A 19,900-nucleotide genomic window follows, 5' to 3' on the forward strand; every position below is an offset into this window, starting at 1 on the left:
CTTCGGGCGCCTCGGCGGGGACCTGCTCGCCCGGCTGGGCGATGGAGGAGTGCGGGCGGTGCTGGGGATGCCGAGCGCACGGATCGAGCAGGTCGGCCGGGGCGACGTGCTCTCCAGGGTCGGCGACGACGTGGCCGTACTGTCCAAGGGCATCAGAACGGCCGTCCCCACCGTCTTCTCGGCGGGCGTGCTCGTGGTCATCGCCACGATCGGCATGTTCGGCCTCGACTGGCGGCTCGGTCTGGCCGGCGCCTGCGCGCTGCCCGCGTACGGGCTGGCCCTGCGCTGGTACCTCCCCCGCTCCGCCCCGCTCTACCAGAGGCAGCGGGCGGCCCAGGCCGACCGTGCGCAGGCCCTGATCAGCGGCCTGAACGGGATCGACACGGTCCGGGCGTACCGCCTGGAAGGAGCCGTCCGCGAGAAGGTCACCCACGAGTCGTGGAGGGTGCGCGAACTCGGCATCGAGGTGTTCCGGCTCTTCGGCCGGTTCGTCGGCAGGGAGAACCGGGCCGAGTTCATCGGGCTGGTCCTGATCATCGTGGTGGGGTACGCCCTGCTGGAGGCCGACGCCGCCAGCCTGGGCGAGGTGTCCGCGGCCCCGCTGCTGTTCCACCGGCTCTTCACCCCGCTCGGCTCCATCATGTTCACCTTCGACGAGGCGCAGAAGTCGGGCGCGAGCCTGACCCGCCTGGTCGGAGTGCTGGAGGAGGACGCGGAGGACCGGCTGGTGGGCGCCCTGGCCGCGGAGCGGGCGCAGGACGGGCCGCACCCGGTGGCCGTCGAGGTCGAGGGGCTGACCTTCCGCTATCCCGACTCCGAGGGACCGGTCGTCCGCGATGTCGGTCTGACGATCCCGGCCGGCGGTTCGCTCGCCCTGGTCGGGGCGACGGGCGCGGGCAAGTCGACCCTGGCCGCGCTGATCGCGGGCATCGGCACCCCGCAGGCCGGATCGGTGCGCATAGGGTCCACCGACCTCGCGGACCTGGACGAGGCCGGGGCGCGGGCCCTGGTGAGCATCCTGACGCAGGAGACGCACGTGTTCTCCGGTCCGCTCTGCGAGGACCTGCGGCTCGCCGCACCGGAGGCGACCGACGCCGAGCTGATGGACGCCCTGCGCACGGTCGGCGCCGACGGATGGGTCGACGCACTGCCCGACGGGGTGAACACCCCGGTCGGCGAGGGCGGCGAACGGCTGGACGTCACCAAGGTCGCCCACATCGCACTGGCCCGGCTGGTGCTGGGCCGGACGCCGGTCGTGGTCCTCGACGAGTCGACGGCGGAGGCGGGCAGCGAGGGCGCGGCCGAGCTGGAGCGGGCCGTACGGGCCGCGTGCGCGGGCCGGACCACGCTGTTCGTGGCACACCGGCTGACGCAGGCGATGGCGGCGGACCGGATCGCCGTACTGGACGCGGGACGCGTCGTGGAGCAGGGGACGCACGAGGAGCTGGTGGCCCTGGGCGGCCGCTACGCGCGACTGTGGCGGGCCTGGCGCGAAGGCAGCTAGCCGGCCCATTTTTCGGTTGGGTCAACTTATCGATCTGGAAGGGACGCTGAGCCTTCGATGACGGAATCGACCGCTCGTCTCGTGCTGCTCTCCCGCACACGCCTGGCCGAAGTGCGCCGGCGGTCCGGCTGCTACTCCGACGCGGCCGTCGCCCGGGCGTGCGCCATCGGGCTCGCGTACTGGGCGACGGGCCACAGCCCCGACGGCCTGGAGCTCACCCCCGGCACGCTGTTCGCCGACGTCCTCGGCTGGGCGGACAACGGTGGCGCCGGGCCGGTCGGCTGGGAGGTCGGCGCGGACACCGGGGACGGCCGGAGCATCACCGTCCCCGAAGGCGTCGTACCGGCCGATGCGCAGCTCGCGCTGGACGACCTGGCCGACTTCCCGGACCGTCCCCTCTCCACCATCGGCCCGTCCGGCATCGCGGCGAGGCTCGCGACCCTGGCCGAGTGGAACGACACCGGGGCCGACCGGGTCCGGCCGACCATCGTGGAGATGTTCTGCGAGCAGGCGCGCCTGCGGCCGGACGCCGTCGCCGTCGTCGACGAGCACCGTACGCTGACCTACCGTCAGGCGGCCGAGCTCTCGGGCCAGCTGGCCCACCACCTGATCGAACGCGGAATCACCGCCGAACAGGTCGTCGCCATCTCGCTGGACCGCTCCGCCGCCATGGTGATCGGCCTGCTCGGCGTGCTCCGGGCGGGGGCCGCCTTCGTACCGCTCGACCCGCAGTGGCCGGCCGCGCGCCGGTCCGTCGTCATCGCCGACGCCCGCGTCGTCCTGCAGCTGAACGCCTCGGGCGAACACGCCCCGGACGAACCGGAGGCCGTGCCCGTCGACCTCGGCGACTGGCGGTTCGGCTCGAACCCCGGCGAGGGGACCGCAATCACCGTCCCCGGCGACGCGCTGGCCTACGTGATCTTCACGTCCGGTTCGACCGGCCGGCCCAAGGGCGCGATGATCCGCCACGAGGCCATCAGCGAGCGCCTGCTGTGGCAGGTCGACGAGATCCTGGGCTTCGGTCACGACGACGCGTCGCTGTTCAAGGCGCCGTTGTCCTTCGACATCTCCATCAACGAGATCTTCCTGCCTCTGGTGTGCGGCGGCAGACTGGTGGTCCTGCGGCCCGGCGGCGAACGCGACCCGCACCACCTGCTGAGCGTGATCGCCGAGCAGCGCGTCACCTTCACCTACCTGGTGTCGTCCATGCTGGACGTCCTGCTGGAGATCGCGGGCGACTCCGGACGGCTGGACAGCCTGCGGCACGTGTGGTGCGGCGGCGAAGTCCTGACCCCCGAGCTGTACGAGCGCTTCCGCACCCGGCTCGACATACCCATGTACCACGGCTACGGCCCGGCCGAGACGACGATCGGCGTCTCGCACGTCATCTACCGGGGCGCGGCGGAACGCCTGTCGACATCGATCGGCAAGGCCAACCCCAACACCCAGCTGTACGTCCTGGACGACGAGCTGCGCCCGGTCCCGGTCGGCGTCGGCGGCGAGCTGTACGTAGGAGGCTTCCTGCTCGGGCGCGGCTACGTCGGCGCGCCCGGCCTGACGGCCTCGCGGTTCGTCGCGAACCCCTTCGCCGCGGACGGCTCCCGGCTGTACCGGACCGGTGACCTCGCCCGCTTCGCCCCCGACGGGTCCCTCGACTTCCTCGGACGCGCCGACAACCAGATCAAGATCCGTGGCATGCGGCTGGAGATCGAGGACGTCGAGGTCGGTCTCGCCGAGCACCCCGCGGTACGGCACACCTGCGTCGTCGCGAAGAAGAACGCCGCGGGCGGCACCTACCTCGTGGGGTACGTGATCCCCGCCGCGGGGAGCGAGGACCTGCGCGCGGACGAGGTCAGGCAGTGGGCCACCGGTCACATGGTGGAGTACATGGTGCCCGCCCACATCGTCGTGATGAAGGAGTTCCCGCTCACCGCGAACGGCAAGCTCGACCGGGGCGCCCTGCCGGAGCCCGCGACCGGCGCGGGCGCAACGGCCCCGCCCGTCACGGAGAACGAGCGCGTCGTGTGCGCGGCGGTCGCGGCCGTGCTGCGGCGGGACACGGTCGGCGTCGACCAGGACTTCTTCCAGCTCGGCGGGGACAGCATCCTGGCGATCTCCCTGCTCAGCGCCCTGCGGGAGGCCGGCCTCCACGTCACCGCCCGCCAGATCTTCACCAACAGCGTCGTGGGCGCGCTCGCGGCGGTCGCCGACCGGGAGGCCGCCGCCGTGGACCACGGCGATGTCGCCACCGGCGCCGTCGTGGGACCGCCCATCGTGCAGTGGCTCGGCGAGACCACCGATGCCGTCGACGGCTTCGTGCAGTCGGTGGTGCTCAACACGCCGGAGGACCTGACCGCCGACGCGCTCGACGCGATCCTCACCGCCGTGATCGCCCGCCACGACATGCTGCGCGCCAAGCTGGTGCGCGGCGACCGCTGGAGCTTCGAGATCCCGGAGGCGGACCGGGCCGTCGCGGGCTGGCAGGAGAGCGACCGGCCGCTCGACGAGTGCGTCGAGCTCGCCACCGGCTCCCTGGACCCGGAGGGCGGCGCGATGCTGCGCGCCGTCTGGCGCCGCGAGGAGCGCCAGCTCGTCCTGGTCGCCCACCACGTGGTGATCGACGGAGTGTCCTGGCGGATCCTGATGGAGGACCTCTCCACCGCATGGCGCTGGCACGTCTCGGGCGCGCCGATCGACCTGCCGCCGGTGGGCACGTCGTTCCGCCGCTGGACCCAGCTGCTGGCGCGCGCGGGCTTCGACGCGGACCGCGCCCACTTCCGGCGCGCCCTGCCGGGGGACGACGCACCGCTGGGCCGGCGCGCTCTGTCCCCGGCCGACACCGTCGCGCGGGAGCGCACGACGACCGTCCGCGTTGACCCCGGGACCACGGCCGCACTGCTCGGCGAGGTCCCCGCGAGGTTCCACGCGGGCGTCAACGACGTACTGCTCACCGCGCTCGCCGTCACGCTCGCCCGGTGGCGCCGCGACCTCGGACAGGAGCAGACGTTCGCGCACATCGAGCTGGAGGGCCACGGCCGCGAAGGACGGTACGTGGCGGACTCCGCCGGCTTCGAACCCGAACTGTCGCGGACCGTAGGCTGGTTCACCACCCTGTTCCCGGTGACCGTCGACCCCGGCGGGTCGGCCGACCTCACCGACCCCGAGTACCTGGCCCGTGCCCTCAAGGCGGTCAAGGAAGACCTCGCCCGGGTGCCGAGCAACGGCATCTCCTACGGCGCCCTGCGCCACCTGGCCGGCGCCGAGTTCACCGCACCCGCCCCGCAGGTGCTGTTCAACTACCTGGGCCGCTTCGACGCGGGCGCGTCCGGTGACTGGGAACTCACGGGCAGCACCACGCAGTTGGGCGAGAAGCGCGACCCGAGGATGTGTCTGCCGCGCGCCCTGGAGTTCAACGCGATCGCCGAACCCGCCTCGGCCGGCGGCGCGTACGAACTGGTCACCACCCTCTCCTGGCCCGACGGGCTGTTCGCCGACGAGGACATCGAGACCATCGGCCGGTACTTCCGCCAGGCCCTGTCCGGCCTGGCGGAACTCGCCGCACTCGACCGGGGCGGCCACTCACCCAGCGACTTCGGCCTCGCGGCGCTCACCCAGGCCGATGTCGACGAGCTGGACGGCCCCGCCCTGCGGGACGTCCTGCCGCTGACCCCGCTCCAGGAGGGCCTGTACTTCCACTCGGTCTTCGACGACGACTCCGCGGGCAGTTACGTCGAGCAGCAACTGCTCACCCTGGAAGGAGAGGTGGACGCCGACCGGCTCGCCGCGGCCGCCACCCGGCTGCTCACGCTGTTCCCCAACCTGGCCGCGCGGTTCGTGGCCCTCGCCGACGGCCGGGTGGTCTCCGTACTGGAGAGCGGGGTGGAGGCACCGTTCACCACGCTGGACCGCCCCGGCATCACCGACGACGAGATCCGCGAGCACGCCGAGCGCGACCGTCGTGCCGGCTTCGACCTGGCCACCGGCCCGCTGATGCGGTACACGCTGATCCGCACGGGCTCCGGCCGCAGCGTCCTGGTGCAGACCGTGCACCACATCATCGCCGACGGCTGGTCGGTGCCGCCGATGCTCCGAGCGCTGCTGACCGAGTACCACGCACCGGGGACCGTGTACCCGCTCGGCGGCTTCAGCGACTACGTGCGCTGGCTCGCCGGACGCGACGAGGCCGAGAGCGACCGGGTGTGGCGCGAGGAGCTCGCCGGGCTGCCCGGCCCCTCGCTGGTCGCCGAGGGGCACACGCCCTCCGACCGGTTCGCCGACACCGCCGTCCTCCCGGAGGGCGACATCGACGAGGCCGCCCGGTCCGCCGGTGCGCCGCTGAGCGTGGCCGTGCACAGCGCCTGGGCGCTGACGCTGGGAGGCATCCTGCACGGCAGGGACGTCGTCTTCGGCTCCACGGTGTCCGGCCGCGACGCGGACGTGCCGGGCATCGGGGACATGGTGGGTCTCTTCATCAACACGATCCCCGTGCGCGCCCGGTGGGACGCCGGCACCACGGCGCGCGACCTGCTCGCCTCGGTGCGCGAACACCAGAGCACGGTGCTCCCGCACCAGCACGTGTCGCTGGCGCGCATCAGCCGCCACAGCGGCGCCGGCCCCCTCTTCGACACCCTGGTGGTGTTCGACGTGGCGACCGACGCGGCCGCTCTGCGCAGGCCCGAGGACACCCTCGCCATCACCGGCATCGTGAACGAGGGCGCCCCGCACTACCCGCTGACGCTCGTGGTGGAGCGGGCACCCGACGGCCGTCCGCGCTTCAACCTGATCCACGACGGCGCGCTGCTGCGGGAGGCGGGCGCCCGCGAGATCCTGCACACGTTCACCCGTACCCTCACCGGCCTGCTCACCCGCCCCGACGCCCTCGTCGGCGACCTGGCACCCACGGGCGCCCGGCCTCCCGCGCGGATCACCCCGACGACCCTCGACGCACTGTTCGACGCCGCCGCGCAGCGCGATCCGGCCGCCACCGCCGTCACCCGGTGCGCCCTCGACGGCAGCACCCGGTCACTGACGTACGGCGAACTCGCCGATGCGAAGGACCAGCTGGCCGCCACGCTGCGGGCCGCCGGGGTCCGGCCCGGCGAACGGGTCGCCGTCGCCGTGCCGCGCTCCCTCGAACAGGTCGTCGCCCTGGTCGCGATCGTCACCGCGGGCGGTGCCTACGTACCGCTGGACCTGGCGTACCCGGACGAACGGCTGGAGTACGTCCTCACCGACGCGGCTCCCCAGGTCGTGCTCGTCGACCGGGAGCACCGGGACCGCTTCACGCGGCTGCTGGCCCGGGCGGGCGTACCGGCCCGCGTGCTCGTCCAGGAGGACGAGCCGCCGACGCCGGGCCCCCCGGACGCCGCCGGCCCCCGGGCCGACCGGCACGACCCCGCCTACGTGATCTACACCTCGGGATCGACCGGAAGGCCGAAGGGCGTCGTCGTCCCGCACTCCAGCGTGGTCGCCCTCCTCGCGAACACCCGCGCCGACATGGACTTCGGCCCGCACGACGTGTGGGTCCAGTTCCACTCGTACTCCTTCGACTTCGCGGTGTGGGAACTGTGGGGCGCCCTGGTCCACGGCGCCGAACTGCTCGTGCCGGAGTACGGGCTGACCCGCTCCCCGGTCGACTTCCACCGCCTGGTGCGCGAGCGCCGGGTGACCGTCCTCAACCAGACCCCGTCGGCCTTCTACCAGTTCATCGAGGCCGACCGGCACGCCGGCGAGCCGGTCACCGCCCTGCGCCGGATCATCTTCGGCGGCGAGGCCCTGGATCCCGGGCGGCTGCGCGGCTGGGTCGAGCGGCACGGCACGGCCTCGCCCGAGCTGGTCAACATGTACGGCATCACCGAGACCACCGTGCACGTCACCCACCGGGTCCTGACCGAGGAGGACTTCCGGCCCGGCCACGACGTCAGCCCGATCGGACGCCCGATCCCCGGCCTGGTCACCCACCTGCTCGACGAGCGGCTCCGACCCGTCCCGCCCGGCCGGGTGGGCGCCATCTACGTCGCAGGCGACCAGGTCTCCCTCGGCTACCTGGGCCGGCCGTCCCTCACGGCGGGCCGGTTCGTCGCCGACCCGTTCGCGGGCGACGGCTCCCGCATGTACCACACGGGCGACCTCGCCCGCCGAACGCTCGACGGCGAGCTGGAGTTCACCGGCCGCGCCGACGACCAGGTGCAGCTCAAGGGCTTCCGCATCGAGCTCGGCGAGGTCGAGTCCGCGATCAGGGAACTCGACGGCGTGGTCGACGCGGCCGTCACCGTGGCCGACAGCGGCGACCACCTGGTCGCGCACGTCGTGGGCCGGACTCCCCTCGACGCCGGCGCCGTCACCGGCCTCCTGTCCACGAAACTGCCCGTCCACATGGTGCCCGGCCTGGTCCTGCCCGTGGACGCGCTGCCGCTGACCGTCAACGGCAAACTGGACCGCAGGGCCCTGACCGAACGCGCCGCAGTACACACCGCCCCGGTGACCGCGACCGGCCCCGCGCTCGCCGCACTGATCGACATCTTCGGCGAGACCCTGCCCGGCACCGCCCTGGACGGCGACACCGACTTCTTCCGGGCCGGCGGCGACAGCATCCTCGCCATCACCGTCGTCAACCGGGCCAGGGCCCTCGGCCTCGCGATCGCCCCGCGGGACGTGTTCCTGCTCAGGACACCGCGTGCGCTCGCCGAGCACCTGGCGACGAGCACCCCGCAGGTCGCGGCCCCCGCCGCACCCGCACCCCGCGAGGACGGCCCGCTGACGCCGACACCGATCATCCTGCGCCGGCGCGAACTCGGCGGATCCCTCGCCCGGTTCGCCCAGGCCCGGGCCGTGGCCGCAGCCGAGGGCATCGGCCTCGCCGACGCCGAGCGCGCCGCGAACACCGTCGTCGCCGCGCACCCGGCCCTGCGGATACGCCTGCTCGTCGAGCACGGGGTGTGGGCCCTGCGCACCGAACCCGCCCGCGCGGTCACCGTCGTACGGAGCGACGCCGCCGACGCGACGACCGCGGCGAACGAAGCCGCCGGACGGCTCGACCCCGAGGCCGGGGAGGTCATCGCCTTCTCGTGGCTGGAGGAGAGCCGGACACTCGTGGTCACCGCACACCACCTCGCCGTCGACGCCGTGTCCTGGCTGGTCCTGCTCGACGACATCGCGGCCGCCCTGCGCGGGACCCCGCTCGCACCGCCGACCACCTCCTACGCCGAGTACGCCCGGGCACTGGCCCAGCGCTCCGCCCACGGGATCGACGGCCTCGGGCACTGGATCACCACCCTGCAGGCGCCCCCGCTGCTGCCCGCGGCCGAGCGGCCGCGCGAGACCACGGTCGTGCTCCCGCCCGCGGTCAGCGACCAGGTGACCCGCACCGCACCCGCCGCCCTCGGCATCGGCCTCACCGAGCTGCTGTGCGGCGCGCTGCGCACCGCCCTGACCCACATCCAGCCCTCGCCCACCGACCTGGCCGTCGAGCTGGAGCGGCACGGCCGGGTCCCGGCGCACGAACACCACGACTACACCCGTACGGTCGGCTGGTTCACCTCCATCGCCCCGGTACGGCTCACGGCGCACACCGACCCCGTCGCGGCCGCCCGCGAGGTCGCCGAACGCCAGCCGGACGAGAGCGCGCACGTCGCGTACGGGCGGCTCAGGTACCTCAACCCGCAGACGGCCCCGCTGCTGACCGCCCGCCCGCAGGTGCTGTTCAACTACCTCGGCCGGGGCGGCGAGTCACAGGCGCTCCACATCACCGGCGCCGACCAGGGCAGCCCGTACGCCGTCGAGGTCAACGCCTGGACCGACGCGGCCACCGGAAGCCTGCACGCGGTCTTCACCCTCGCCGAGGGCATACCCGACGAGATCACCGGGCACTGGCTCGCCGCACTGCAGCGGATCGCGGACGCCTCCGCGACGGCCGAACGCACCGCACCGGTCACCCCGCTCCAGCGGGGCCTGTTCTTCCAGGCCCAGATGGCGGGACCGGCCGGACACTACGTCGCGCAGAGCTGGTTCACCTTCGACCGGCGCCTGGACACCGACGCGCTGGCCGAGGCGATGGCATGGGTGATCGCCCGGCACCCGGTCGTGGGCGCCGGCTTCACCACCGACGACGACGGCAAGGCAGTCCAGATCCTCGGCGCGGGCCGGCGGGTCGGTGTCCGCACGGTCGACCTCGCGACGGACGCCGAGGTCGACGCCCTGCTCGCCCGGGACCGCGACACCGGCTTCGACCCGGGCGAGCCGCCGCTGATCCGCCTGACCGTGGTGCGGCTGCCCGGCGACCGCGACGGCCTGCTGCTCAGCTACCACCTGCTGCTGTGGGACGGCTGGTCCCGCGAGATCGTGCTGCGGGACCTGTTCGACGCCTACGAGGCCGCCCTCGCGGGCGGGTTGACGCCCGCGACCCCGGCGACTCCGGGCTTCGAGGACCACGCACGGGCGCTCGACGCCAAAGACCCGGCCGTCTCGGAGCGCTTCTGGGCGCAGCACCTGAACGGCCTCCCCGGCCCGACGCTGCTCGCCGGACCGGCGCCGGCCCTGGTCGACGACCTGCCGCGCACCCTCGTGCACACGCTCTCCGCCGAACGGTCCGAACTGCTGCGGGAAGCGGCCCGGACGTACGGCGTCACGCTGAACTCGGTGCTGACCGGTGCGTTCGGCCTCCTGCTCGGCGCGCGCACCGGCCGCGCCGACGCCGTATTCGGCGTGACCGTCTCCGGCCGCGAGGGCGAGGGCCTGTCCGACGTCGTCGGCGTGCTGCTCAACACGGTGCCCATGTGGACGAGGGCCCGGCCGGACGACACGGTCCGGGACTACCTGACGGCCGTACAGGCGGCCCGGGTCGAGGCGATGGAGCACGAGCACCTCGGGCTCGGCGAGATCCAGCGGGCCGGCGGACACGACACCCTGTTCGACAACCTGTTCGTGCTCCAGAACTTCCTGGACATGGACGCGTTCGCCGAGATGAACGCCCGGCACGGCATCACGGCGGTACGGGCCGACGACTCCACGCACTACCCGTTCACCTGGGTCGTCACGCCCGGCGACCGGCTCACCGTCAAGCTCGAGTACCGCGACCACGACACCGGGGCCGCGAGCGGGCTCCTCGACGACTACCTGAACGTTCTCGGGGACCTGGCCCGGTGGACCGGACCGGTGGGCGCACTGCCGGGCCCGGGCCCCGAGCCCGAGCCCGCCGAACGCACGGACGTCGGCACGGACACCGTCGTCGACCGCTTCGACCGGGCCGCCGACCGGGACCCGCAGCGGGTCGCGCTCGTCGCCCACGGCCGGACCATGACCTTCGGGGAACTCCGGGACCGCAGCCGCGCGGTGGCCGGCGTGCTCGCCGGGCGCGGCATCGGCCCCGAGCGAACGGTGGCGCTCGCCGTCCCGCGCTCCCTCGACTCCATCGTGGCGCTGTTCGCCGTCCTGCGCGTGGGCGCCGCGTACGTGCCGCTGGAGCTGGACCACCCGGACGAGCGGATCGCCGCCATCGTCGCCGACGCCCGCCCCGACACGATCCTCACCGTGAGCGCCGTCGCGCCCCGGCTGACCGGCGACCTGATCGAGCTGGACCATCCCCTCCCCGAGGCCGAGCCGTACGCGACGTTCGCGCCGGACGACCCGGACCGCCTGCGCCACCCCGCGTACACGATCTACACCTCCGGATCGACCGGACGGCCCAAGGGCGTGGTGACCGAGTACGCCGGGCTCACCAACATGCTGATCAACCACCAGCGCCGGATCTTCGAGCCGGTGCTGGCGGAGCACGACCACCGGGTCTTCCGCATCGCCCACACCGTGTCGTTCGCCTTCGACATGTCGTGGGAGGAACTGCTCTGGCTCGCCGACGGCCACGAGGTGCACATCTGCGACGAGGAACTGCGCCGCGACGCCCCCCGCCTGGTCGAGTACTGCCTGGAGCACGGGATCGACGTCATCAACGTGACCCCGACCTACGCGCAGCAGCTGGTGGCCGAGGGCCTGCTCGACAACCCCGAGCGGCGGCCGGCGCTGGTGCTGCTGGGCGGCGAGGCCGTCACCCCGACCCTGTGGCAGCGGCTCGCCGAGACCGAGGGGACCGTCGGCTACAACCTGTACGGACCCACCGAGTACACCATCAACACCCTGGGCGTCGGCACCTTCGAATGCCAGGACCCGGTGGTGGGCGTGGCCATCGACAACACGGACGTGTACGTCCTGGACCCGTGGCTGCGGCCGCTGCCGGACGGCGTTCCCGGCGAGCTGTACGTGGCGGGCATCGGCATCGCGCGCGGCTACCTCGGGCAGCCCGCGCAGACGGCGGACCGGTTCGTCGCCTGCCCGTTCGGCGCACCCGGCGAACGCATGTACCGTACCGGCGACCTGGTGCTGCGGCGGCCCGACGGGAACCTGATGTACCTGGGCCGCACCGACCAGCAGGTCAAGATCCGCGGGCACCGCGTCGAACCGGGAGAGGTGGAAGCCGCGTTCGCCGCGCACCCGGCGGTGCGGTTCGCCGCCGCGGTCGCCCAACCGGACCCGCAGGTCGACGGCGCGTACCGGCTCGCCGCCTACCTCGTACTCGGCGGCCCCGGCGGCCCTGGCGGCTCGGACGGCCCGGACCTCGCGGCGGTCGCCGCCGAGGTGGGCGCCGGACTGCCGGACTTCCTGCGCCCGACGCACTACGCCCAGGTCGACCGCATCCCGCTGACCGTGAACGGCAAGGCGGACACCAAGGCCCTGCCGGAGGCCAGGCCGCTCGGCACACTGACCACGGCGGGAGAACGCGGCCCGCAGACCGGGACCGAGACCGTGGTGTGCGAGTTCTTCGCCGAAGCGCTCGACCTGGACGACGACGAGGTGAGCGCGTTGAGCGATTTCGTGTCCCTCGGAGGGCACTCGATGCTGGCGGTGCGGCTGATCGGCCTGCTCCGCCGGGAGTACGGTCCAGTGATCACGGTCCGTGACCTGTTCACCCTGCGAACCCCGGAAATGATTGCCCGCCACCTCGATGAAAACTCCTGACACGCAGCGGCCCCGACCGGGGTCCGACATCCTCAAGGCCGCCCTGCGCCGCAACATCGGCGCCATGACCTGGGGCACCGTCCTCATGGGCCTCTACCAGGCCGGTGAGACCGCCTTCCCCATCGCGCTCGGCCTGATCGTCGAGCACACGATGCAGGACCGCAGCCCCGGTGCGCTCGCCCTGTCGATCGGCGCACTGGCCGTGATCATCACGACCGTGTCGCTGTCCTGGCGGTTCGGCATGCGCATCCTGCAGAAGGCCAACACGACCGAGGCGCACCGCTGGCGGGTGAAGGTGGCCGACTGCGGACTCGAACCGGTCGCCAGGGACGCCGGCCTCAAGTCCGGCGAGGTGCTGACCATCGCCACCGAGGACGCCGACCAGACGGCCGACATCATCGAGGTGGTGCCGCTGCTGATCAGCTCCCTGGTCGCGGTACTGGTCGCGGCGGTCGCGCTGGGACTGGCCGACATCCGGCTCGGCCTGCTGGTGATCGTGGGAACCGCCCTGATCCTGTCCGTCCTCAGCGTGATGTCCCGGCGGATCGGCTCCAGTACCCGCGAACAGCAGGCCCGGGTGGCCCGGGCGGGCGCCAAGGTCGCCGACCTGATCACCGGCCTGCGCCCGCTGCACGGCTTCGGCGGCAACCACGCGGCCTTCCGGTCCTACCGGAGGGTCAGCACGGAGGCCAAGCACCAGGCGATCACCGTGGCCGGGGTCAACGGCGCCTACGCGGGCACCGCGACGGCCCTCAACGCGGCCCTCGCCGCGGCGGTGACCCTGACGGCGGGCTGGCTCGCCTTCGACGGCCGCATCACCGTCGGGGAGCTCGTCATGGCCGTGGGCCTCGCCCAATTCATCATGGAACCACTGAAGATGTTCTCGGACATGCCCAAGTACGTGATGATGGCCCGCGCGTCGGCCGAGCGGATGGCGCTGGTGCTGGTCGCGCCACCGGTCTCGGTCCCGGGGCCGGAGCGCCCGGCCGCGGGCGGCGGCCTGGAGGTCGACTGCGTCCGGCACGGGGGGCTGCGCGCGCTGAAGTTCCAGGTGCCCGCGGGGGAGTTCGTGGCGATCGCCGCCTACCAGCCGCGCGCGGCGGCCGACCTCGCCGCGATCCTGGCCATGCGGGTCCCGCCCCACGAGTACGAGGGCGTGGTGCGGCTCAGCGGCGAGGAGCTCGCCGCCCTGTCGATCGAGGCGGTCCGCGAACACATGCTGGTGAACCCGTACGACGGGGAGATCTTCGCGGGCACCCTCCGTACGAACATCGACCCGTCGGGCACCAGCCAAACGGTCGCCGAGGCCGTCGAGGCGTCCCTGCTGACCGACGTCGTCGCCCTCCACCGCGAGGGGCTCGACCACGGCGTCCGCGACCGCGGCGCGAACCTCTCCGGCGGGCAGCGCCAACGGCTGTCCCTGGCCCGCGCCCTGGCCGCCGACACCGACATCCTCGTCCTGCACGATCCGACCACGGCCGTCGACGCGGTCACCGAGCAGCTCATCGCGCGCAACATCGCCGAGCTGCGACGGGGCCGCACCACTGTCGTGATCACCAGCAGCCCGGCCCTCCTGGACGCCGCCGACCGGGTGCTCGTCCTGGACGACGGCGTGATCACCGCCGAGGACACCCACCGCAACCTCCTCGCCGGTGACGAGGACTACTGCCTGGCGGTGGCCCGTTGACCCCTTAGGGGGTGTCCGCAAGGTCCCGCCTGGCCCGCGACGCCCGGCACGGCACCTCGCCGCGTTGTCGAAGCGCGCGAGTACGAACAGGTACGAGCTGCGGCTCTCCGCCTTGCGATGCACCGCGCCGGACGCCGCGGGCCACGCCCTCCGGGCGCCGGCGCTACTTTGCGGACACCCCCTGGCCGAGCGCCCAGGCGACGTCCCGGAGCAGGGCGTGGCGCCAGCCCGCCCGGTCGTGGCCCGAGGCCGAGCGGGAGACCCGTACGGTCGCGCCGGCCTGCTCGGCCAGGGTCTCGACCGCCTCGCAGTGCGGCAGCATCCGCGTCTCGTGCTCCCCTACGTCGAAGGCGATCCGCAGAGCGGACAGGTCGGGCCGACGCTCCCGCAGGCGTGCGGCGATCGCGCCCCCGGCCGGGCCGCCCAGGGGGTCCGCCGACTTCACGGCGTCGGGCGTCCACCACAGCGACGCCGACTGGCAGGCGACCCGCGAGATCAGATCCGGGAACTCCAGCGCCGCGTACACCGCGCTCAGCCCGCCGAGGCTCTGCCCCGCGACCACCAGCCGGTCCGGGTCCGCGGGCACCCCGGATTGCGCCACCAGCGGCAGCAGTTCGTGCCGGACCGCCTCCCACAGCTCCGGCCGGCACGCGAATTCGGCCTCCCGGTCCCTGGTCGGCAGGAAGACGAGGGTGACGGGAGGCATTCCGCCACTGGCGACGGCGGAGTCGAAGGCGGCCATGGCCGGGTGCAGGTACAGCCAGTCGTCCCCGTCGAGCAGCAGCACGACCGGACCGCCGCCGCCCGCCGGGTGGACCCGTACGGTCCGCCGCCCGGCGAGCCGCGCGCCGGCCCAGCGGATCCGGGCGGGCGGGACGGGCAGCACGTCGCGGGCGCCGATCAGGGGCCAATGAGGCTGCACCGGGGCGTCCGGGGTGGCGGCGACGGACCGGTCACCGCCCGCACCGACCGGGTTGAACGGATCGGCGTGCGCCGTGCCGCCCGCGAGGAACTGATAGGTCAACCGCAGCCGCGCGGGGAGGCGGACCTCGGCGTACCAGCAGTCCGTGTCGCGCCAGCGGCGCAGCGGCACGTCGTCCGCCCAGCTCTCGAAGGTGAGGTCGGCCGGGGAGCCGCGCCACAGGAACAGGGTCGTCCAACCGCCGTCCTCGGCAGGCACCGACCCGGGCCCTGCGGCCGCCGCCCAGAACTCCTCGGACCCCGGCTCGCCGGGCAGTCCGTATGCGGCGAAGGCGGTCTCCAGAGGCATGAAGTCTCCTAGCGGCAGCGGGAGTTAGGTGAACCTAACTTTATAGCGTTCCTGTGGGGTCCGGGAGAGGATGACCTTGGAAAAGGGGTTCCCGTCGGCGGATCGCGGCGGCGGGGGCGCCGCGGGCGGGCCGAAGGGGCATCGTGCAGGCAGTGTTATCGGCGGGGCGGATGATCACGGGTCCGGGCGGACAGGTGGTCCCGGACGGGGCCGTGCTGTGCGACGGGGGAGTGATCGTGGCGGCCGGGCCGCGCGCGGAGGTCGAGGCGCAGGCAGGGGCGGACATTCCCCGACTGGCCTTCCCCGAGGGCACCCTGCTGCCCGGCCTCATCGATGCCCACGTCCATCTCGCGCTCGACGCCGGCCCCGATCCCGTGGCCGGCCTCCAGGCAGCGAGCGACGCCGAGCTCTACGCGGGGATGGCGGACCGGGCGGGACGACTGCTCGCCACGGGCGTGACCACGGCGCGCGATCTCGGCGACCGGGGCGGGCTCGCCGTACGGCTGCGGGACGAGATCGCGGCCGGGCGGGTGCCGGGGCCGCGGCTGCTGTCCGCCGGAACGCCCCTGACCGTTCCGGGCGGGCACTGCTGGTTCATGGGCGGCGAGGTCGAGGGGATCGAGGCGATCCGCGAGGCCGTCCGCCGCAACGCGGCCGCCGGAGCGGACCTGATCAAGGTCATGGCCACCGGCGGCGGCATCACCAAGGGCGGACCGGCCGTCTGGCAGGCCCAGTTCACCCCGGAGGAGCTGGGCCTCATCGTGGCGGAGGCGCGGAGCTTCGGATTGCCGGTGGCCGCGCACGCCCACGGGACCGAGGGCATCGCGGCCGCCGTGGCCGCCGGGGTGGACACCATCGAGCACTGCACGTGGATGGGGCGCGCGGGCTTCGACGTACGGGAGGACCTGGCCGACGCCATCGCGGCGCGCGGCATCGCCGTCTGTCCCGCGGCGAGCCCCGACTGGCGGGGTTTCGCGGAGCGGTTCGGCCGTGAGCGGGCCGAGGAGATGTTCGGGCGGATCCGGTGGATGGCCGGGCGCGGCGTACGGCTGCTGCCCGGCACGGACGCGGGCGTCCCGCACGCCGTCTTCGACGGGTTCGTCTCCGGCCTGGAGTTCTTCGCGCACATCGGGCTGGCCCCGGCCGAGATCGTCGACCTGGCCACTTCGGGCGCGGCGCGGGCCCTGGGGATCGACGGGGAGACCGGGCGGCTCGCGGCCGGGCTCCGGGCCGACCTGCTCGTCGTGGACGGCGATCCGCTGGCCGACCTCGCCGCGCTGCGGTCGGTTCGGCTGGTGGTGGCCGGTGGGAGGGTGGCTACGGCGCGGGGCGCTGCCTGAGCAGGGGTACGACGGGGGTGCGGGCCGCCGGGACGCGCTCCAGGACCCCGCCCGCGAAGACGTCGTACAGGGGCAGCGTCTCCAGGTGGACGTAGCCGATGTGGCAGTCGCAGATGGTCAGCGGGCAGGGGCGGGGGCCGAGCGCGGTCCGGTAGGAACCGTCGTAGAGGTTGCCGAGCTCGGCGCGGACGAAGTGGCAGCGGCGGACCGTCCCGTCGCCGTCCACCGAGATCACCGACTCGCCCGTGCGGCACGGCAGTCCGGCCGAGCGGTGCGGGTGCCGGCTGTACGGGAAGAGCGGGTCGAGCGCGGTCCAGGTGTCGGCCTCGGCGTCGCCGTAGGTGTGGCCGTCGGCGGCGTTCACCCACAGGTAGACGTGGGCGGGCAGGTCGGCGCGCAGCCTGCGGGCGTGTTCCAGGTTCTCGGGGAGGCCGACGATGCCGACGCTGTGGCGGATGCCCCGGTCGGCGAGGTCGCGCAGCTTGCCGAGGAACCGGTCGTAGGGCGTCTGTCCCGGATGGTAGGTGCACCACAGGGCGAGGGTGGCGGGGTCGGCGTCCGCGAGCCACTCGGTGCGGCAGCTGAGGTTGGTCTGGATGGCGACGCGGTCGACGTGCGGCCGGTGGGAGAGGTCGACGAGGGCGCGGCGGTACCAGGAGCGGACGAGCCCCTCGCCCCACGGGGTGAACAGGAGGGAGAGCCGGTCCTCCCCGGCACGGGAGCGCGCCCAGTCGGCGAAGCGTTCCAGGGCCGCCCGGTCGGCGCGCAGTTGGGCGGTGGTGTCCCGCCGCTTGGCGAAGGGACAGTACGGACAGTCGTAGTCGCAGGAGGCGAGCGGGCCGCGGTAGAGCAGGGTGAGGTCCACGGCGGTCACTTGGTCTCGTAGGCGGCCATCGCGGCCCGCACGGCCGGTGAGAACAGCTCGGGTCCGAGCGCGTCGGAGTGGGCGAGCCCCTCGGGGGTGAGGCGCAGGAGCGGGCCCGTGCCGTCCTGGTCGAGCCAGCCACGGGCGGCGAACGCGGCCAGTTCGGCGGGGAAGTCGTCGTGCGGATCGGTGGCGAACCGCTCCCGGTAGTCGGCGACCGGCATGCCCTGGGCCTGGAGGAGCGACTGCAGGAGGTGACGGCGGCGTGCCTCGTCGCCGTCGGCGTACCGGCCGTGGGCGGCACGGGTGAAGTCGTCGGTGGCGGTGTAGTCGTCGATGATCGCCCGGATCTCGCCCATGTCGACGGCGTAGTCGAACGAATAGTGCAGCGTGGAGGTGTAGGAGCGGGCGCCGCAGCCCAGGCCGATCATGCCGTCGGTCTGGCACGCGTGGTCGTCGGGGCCCTGGGGCGCGGTCCCGGCCAGCCGGAACATGCGCATCGACACCTGCTCGTAGCCGTGCGCCAGGAGGTGGTCGCGGCCCTGCCGGTAGAGGTTCAGGCGCTGCTCGTCCCAGACCCGGTCGGTCAGGGCGGTGCGCCGGGCGAGCCCGGTGAGCGGCCGGACGTACAGGGGGTAGAGGTACAGCTCCTCGGGGCGCCAGGCCAGGGCGGCGTCCAGGGAGGTGCGCCACGTGGCGGGCGTCTGGCCGTCGATGCCGTAGATGAGGTCGATGTTGAGGACCGGGATCCGGGCGTCGCGGATGCGGCCGAGCGCCGCCTCGACGTCGGCGCGGCGCTGGGGGCGCACGGCGGCCCGGGCCTCCTCGGCGAGGAAGCTCTGCACTCCGATGCTGAGACGGGTGGCGCCGCGCTCGGCGAGGACGGCGAGCCGGTCGGCGGTGGCGGTGGCCGGGGAGGTCTCGACGGACAGCGGGACGGCGCGCAGGTCGGCGCCCATGCGGTGCTCGGCGATGTCGCAGAGCCGTTCCAGTTCGCGGGCCGTCAGGAAGGTGGGCGTTCCGCCGCCGAAGGCGGCGTTGGCGAAGGAGACGGGTCCGTCGTCGCCGAGGGCGTCGCGGACGGCGGTGGCCTGGCGGTCCAGGGCGTCGAGGTAGCGGCCGGTGAGCCCGTCGGGGGCGCCGATGCGGGTGAAGAGGTTGCAGAAGCCGCAGCGGACCTCGCAGAAGGGTATGTGGAGGTAGAGGGAGAGGGCGTCCTTGCGTTCGCCGTGCCACAGGTCCCGCAGGGCGGGCCGGTCGGCGAGCAGCCGGTAGGCGGTCTTGTGGGGGTAGGCGTAGACGTAGGCGCCGTACGGACCGACCGGGTCGGCGGGTGCGGTGGGGGCCGTGGCCGCGGTGGGGGAGGGCGCGAGGGCGGTCATGCGGACGGCTCCAGGAAGAAGTGGGCGTACGGCACGGTCCAGACGGCCTCGTGCGCGAGGCGGTGGCCGGTGTAGCCGTCGTCGCCATAGGTGGTGCCGTGGTCGGAGCAGACGATCGCGAAGCAGCGGCGGCGGGAGCTCATGGCGGTGAGGAGCCGGCCGATGTGCCGGTCGATGTATTCGAGGGCGGCGGCGTGGGTGGCGCGGGTGTCCCCGGCCTCGGCGGTGGCGCCGGGGAGGTGGAACCAGTTGGGCTGGTGCAGCGCGGAGGCGTTGAGGAAGAGGAACAGCCGCTGCCCGGCGGGGAGTGCGGCCACGACCTGCTCGGCCCGCTCGACCTGTGCCTCGAAGGAGGTGGGCGACGCCACGCCGAACCCCGGCTCCCAGTGGCTCTCCTGGAACATGCCGGGCAGTACGCCGCCCAGCGCGCCCTGCTTGTTGAAGAAGCCGACGCCGCCGATGCACACCGTGCGGTATCCGGCAGCGGCGAGGCCGGACACCAGGTCGGGCGTGTCGAAGACGTAGGTGCGCCCGGCGGTCGTCTCGCTGCCGGCGAAGCGGGCGGCGAACAGCCGCGGGTGCGGTCCGGGCCGGGCCGGCGTGGGCAGGAAACCGGCGAACATCGCCTGATGGGAGGCGTAGGTGAAGCTGCCCGGGGCGTGCCGCTCCTCCCAGACGCCGCCGGGCAGGTGCCGGGCCAGGTTCGGGATGCGTCCGGCGGCGGCCAGTTCCACGGCGACGTCGTGGCGCAGGGTGTCCAGGGTGAGCAGGAGCAGGTCGTCGTGGCCGACGACCTCGTTCATGTCGGGGAGGGGGAGCGGGAGCGGGAGCGGGAGGGCGATCGG

8 protein-coding genes are annotated in these 19,900 nt (G+C 73.6%); 4 read left to right on the plus strand and 4 right to left on the minus strand.

The features are described from left to right. The 3 genes from ACWGE1_RS16725 to ACWGE1_RS16735 form a co-directional block, all read left to right on the plus strand. Nucleotides 1-1,504, plus strand: a 1,504-nt coding sequence (locus ACWGE1_RS16725; protein ID WP_453421245.1) for an ABC transporter ATP-binding protein, incomplete at its 5' end; no start/stop codon positions are given. Between the two features lie 57 nt (nucleotides 1,505-1,561). Continuing rightward, nucleotides 1,562-12,511: an amino acid adenylation domain-containing protein gene (locus tag ACWGE1_RS16730; RefSeq protein WP_453421246.1), complete on the plus strand. Its 10,950-nt coding sequence runs from the start codon at nucleotides 1,562-1,564 to the stop codon at nucleotides 12,509-12,511. Continuing rightward, nucleotides 12,498-14,198: an ABC transporter ATP-binding protein gene (locus tag ACWGE1_RS16735; RefSeq protein ID WP_453421247.1), complete on the plus strand. Its 1,701-nt coding sequence runs from the start codon at nucleotides 12,498-12,500 to the stop codon at nucleotides 14,196-14,198. Before ACWGE1_RS16730 ends, ACWGE1_RS16735 begins: the two co-directional genes overlap by 14 nt. 163 nt (nucleotides 14,199-14,361) lie before the next feature. Here ACWGE1_RS16735 and ACWGE1_RS16740 read toward each other — a convergent pair whose 3' ends face one another. After that, the gene (locus ACWGE1_RS16740) at nucleotides 14,362-15,468 is read right to left on the minus strand and encodes an alpha/beta hydrolase-fold protein (RefSeq protein ID WP_453421248.1); all 1,107 of its coding nucleotides are present in this window, start codon (nucleotides 15,466-15,468) and stop codon (nucleotides 14,362-14,364) included. A gap of 170 nt (nucleotides 15,469-15,638) precedes the next feature. Between ACWGE1_RS16740 and ACWGE1_RS16745 the strand changes: the two genes are divergently transcribed. After that, nucleotides 15,639-16,808, plus strand: coding sequence for an amidohydrolase family protein (locus tag ACWGE1_RS16745; RefSeq protein WP_453421270.1), 1,170 nt, complete (start codon nucleotides 15,639-15,641; stop codon nucleotides 16,806-16,808). Here ACWGE1_RS16745 and ACWGE1_RS16750 read toward each other — a convergent pair. From ACWGE1_RS16750 to ACWGE1_RS16760, 3 genes are read right to left on the minus strand one after another with little or no spacing between them, the layout of a single operon-like run. After that, nucleotides 16,786-17,673, minus strand: a complete 888-nt coding sequence (locus tag ACWGE1_RS16750; protein ID WP_453421271.1) for an STM4011 family radical SAM protein — start codon at nucleotides 17,671-17,673, stop codon at nucleotides 16,786-16,788. The two genes, ACWGE1_RS16745 and ACWGE1_RS16750, sit on opposite strands and share 23 nt — an antisense overlap. Before the next feature lie 5 nt (nucleotides 17,674-17,678). After that, nucleotides 17,679-19,055, minus strand: coding sequence for an STM4012 family radical SAM protein (locus ACWGE1_RS16755; RefSeq protein WP_453421249.1), 1,377 nt, complete (start codon nucleotides 19,053-19,055; stop codon nucleotides 17,679-17,681). After that, nucleotides 19,052-19,858 carry an STM4013/SEN3800 family hydrolase gene (locus ACWGE1_RS16760; protein WP_453421272.1) on the minus strand — a complete coding sequence of 269 codons (807 nt, stop codon included), beginning with the start codon at nucleotides 19,856-19,858 and terminating at the stop codon, nucleotides 19,052-19,054. The genes ACWGE1_RS16755 and ACWGE1_RS16760 overlap by 4 nt, the downstream gene beginning before the upstream one ends. Between the last annotated feature and the right edge of the window lie 42 nt (nucleotides 19,859-19,900).

Source organism: Streptomyces sp. NPDC054932 (assembly GCF_053610205.1).